The sequence below is a fragment of the uncultured Jannaschia sp. genome, assembly GCF_947494025.1.
Taxonomy (GTDB): Bacteria; Pseudomonadota; Alphaproteobacteria; order Rhodobacterales; family Rhodobacteraceae; genus Jannaschia.
In genome coordinates, this window is sequence record NZ_CANLTQ010000091.1 from 1 (window position 1) to 2,183 (window position 2,183).

The window sequence follows — 2,183 nt, forward strand, 5'->3', positions numbered from 1 at the left end:
CCGTTGCCGGCGGGCGAGCCGATCCGCGCGCTGGCCAGCGCGCCGGCCGCGCCGGAGACGCTCTATGCCGCGCTGCCATCGGGGATCTGGGCCTCCCGCGACGCGGGTGTCGTCTGGTCGCGCGCGGCGGAGGGGGATGCCGCCGCCGTGGCGGTCCACCCGGTCGATCCGAACCACGTCGTCGCAGCACTCGACGGCGACCTGCGACAGAGCCGCGACGGCGGCGCCACCTGGACCGCATACGCGGCCGAATGATGGAGTTCACCATGAACAAGACCTGCGTTCTCGCCTCGCTCGCGGTCGCCACGATCGCCGGCGGCATCGGCTTCGCCACCCTGTCCGCGGCGGAAGATCCAGGCCAGGCGCCTGCCGCCGCCGTGCAGACGGATCCTGCCAAGCAGGTCACGATCTGGCGCGATCCGGGCTGCGGCTGCTGCGACACCTATGCCGACTACCTCGAACGGCACGGCTATGAGGTGACGCGCATCGACGACCGCGACTTCGACAAGACCTCCGTCTCCGTCGGCATCCCGCGCGAGGGCCTCGGCTGCCACCTCGCCAAGGTCGACGGCTATTTCGTCAGCGGGCTGGTGCCGGTCGAGATCATCGAGCGGCTCGTGACCGAACGCCCGGAGATCGCCGGCATCACGCTGCCCGGCATGCCCTCGAACGCCCCCGGCATGGCGCACGAGAAGTCCGGGACGCTGAAGACCTACGCGTTCGAAGAGGGCGGGATCGCCGTCTATGCCGATGAGTGAGTGCATGGGCATGATGAACGGGCCGATGATGGGCATGATGATGCTGGGCGGCGGGCTGGTCCTGCTGCTGGTCCTGGCGGTCCTGATCCTGAGCGTGGTCGCGCTGGTGAAATACCTCCGGGGGTCGGCATGAGGGGCGTCGCGATCGGCCTCGCCGGTGCCGGTGCGCTGGCTGTCGTGGCCTGGATGGCGACGGCCCAGCAGCCGGACGGCGCGGTGGAGGGTCTGACCTTCGCGGGCGAGCCGGTGACGGCCGCGGAGGTCGCGCTCGGGCAGGAGATCTACGCGCAGAGCTGCGCGTCCTGCCACGGCGCCGACCTCGAAGGGCAGCCCGACTGGCGGCGCCGGCTGGAGGACGGCCGGATGCCCGCGCCGCCGCATGACGAGACCGGCCATACCTGGCACCACGCGGACGGGCAGCTGTTCACGATCACCAAGCAGGGGGTCGGCGCGGCCGTGCCCGGCTACGAGAGCGACATGCCCGCCTTCGGGGACAGCCTGACGGATGCCGAGATCCGCGCGACGCTGGCCTACATCAAGAGCACCTGGCCCGAGCGCGAGCGCGCCTTCCAGGCTGAGGTGACGGCGAAGGCCGAGGCCGGGCGATGAGCGTCGAGGCCCGACCCGAGCGCCGGCGCCTCTCCTGGATCGCCCTTCTGCCGGTCGGCCTGTTCGCCGCGCTGGCGGGGGCATTCCTTTGGGGGCTCTTCAACAACGACGACCGCTTGCCTTCGGCGCTGGTGGGCCGGGCGGTGCCGGAGTTCGCGTTGCCGCTCATCGAAGGACGGCAGGACGGCCTGTCCTCGGCGGACCTGCGGGGCGAGGTCTCGATCGTCAACGTCTGGGCGTCGTGGTGCGTGCCCTGCCGGGCGGAGAACCCGCTCCTCGTCGAGCTGGCCGAAACGGGCACCGTCCCGATCTTCGGGATCAACTACAAGGACGAACCCGAGGGTGCGCTGGCCTTCCTCGACGAGCTCGGCGATCCCTTCACCCGCATCGGCGCGGACCGGTCGGGCCGCGTCTCCATCGACTGGGGCGTCTACGGCCTGCCCGAGACCTTCGTGATCGATGCCGAGGGCCGCATCGCCTACAAGCATGTCGGCCCCTTCGACCGGCAATCGCTGGAGGAGGACATCCTGCCGGTCGTGCGCCGGTTGCAGGCGGAGGGCGCGTCGTGAGGCGCCGCGGGTTCCTGGCAGGATCGCTCGCGCTCGCGGCGGCGCCCGCGGCGGCCCGGCCGCCGATCCCCCTGCTCGGGGAGCCGCGCGCCCTGCTGTCGCCGCCCTTCGTGGATGGCGACGGCCGGAACCTGACATTGGCGGATTTCAGGGGACGGATCGTGCTGCTAAACGTCTGGGCCACCTGGTGCGTGCCCTGCCGCGAGGAGATGCCGACGCTCGACGCGCTTCAGGAACGCCTGGGCGG

General features: G+C 71.4%; 5 protein-coding genes and 1 pseudogene. All 6 read left to right on the plus strand.

Going from position 1 to position 2,183, the window contains the following annotated elements; translation table 11 throughout:
• Positions 1-255, plus strand: a pseudogene (locus Q1B08_RS21305) (exo-alpha-sialidase); the annotation flags it as partial.
• Positions 256-266: 11 nt separating this feature from the next.
• Positions 267-758, plus strand: coding sequence for a DUF411 domain-containing protein (locus Q1B08_RS21310; RefSeq protein WP_299823318.1), 492 nt, complete (start codon positions 267-269; stop codon positions 756-758).
• Positions 745-891, plus strand: a complete 147-nt coding sequence (locus tag Q1B08_RS21315) for a hypothetical protein (protein ID WP_158448505.1) — start codon at positions 745-747, stop codon at positions 889-891. Before Q1B08_RS21310 ends, Q1B08_RS21315 begins: the two co-directional genes overlap by 14 nt.
• Entirely contained in the window at positions 888-1,367 is a 480-nt protein-coding gene (locus tag Q1B08_RS21320; protein ID WP_299823331.1) for a c-type cytochrome, read from the plus strand. Before Q1B08_RS21315 ends, Q1B08_RS21320 begins: the two co-directional genes overlap by 4 nt.
• The gene (locus Q1B08_RS21325) at positions 1,364-1,936 is read left to right on the plus strand and encodes a DsbE family thiol:disulfide interchange protein (protein ID WP_299823334.1); all 573 of its coding nucleotides are present in this window, start codon (positions 1,364-1,366) and stop codon (positions 1,934-1,936) included. Before Q1B08_RS21320 ends, Q1B08_RS21325 begins: the two co-directional genes overlap by 4 nt.
• Positions 1,933-2,183 (plus strand): TlpA disulfide reductase family protein (locus Q1B08_RS21330; protein ID WP_299823337.1); only part of this gene is annotated, 251 nt, incomplete at its 3' end. The genes Q1B08_RS21325 and Q1B08_RS21330, both read left to right, overlap by 4 nt.

Excerpts from the sequence above, each read along its gene's own strand:
- Q1B08_RS21310 (WP_299823318.1), top strand. The coding sequence starts at position 267 with ATGAACAAGACCTGCGTTCTCGCCTCGCTCGCGGTCGCCACGATCGCC.
- Q1B08_RS21315 (WP_158448505.1), top strand. The coding sequence starts at position 745 with ATGCCGATGAGTGAGTGCATGGGCATGATGAACGGGCCGATGATGGGC.
- Q1B08_RS21320 (WP_299823331.1), top strand. The coding sequence starts at position 888 with ATGAGGGGCGTCGCGATCGGCCTCGCCGGTGCCGGTGCGCTGGCTGTC.
- Q1B08_RS21325 (WP_299823334.1), top strand. The coding sequence starts at position 1,364 with ATGAGCGTCGAGGCCCGACCCGAGCGCCGGCGCCTCTCCTGGATCGCC.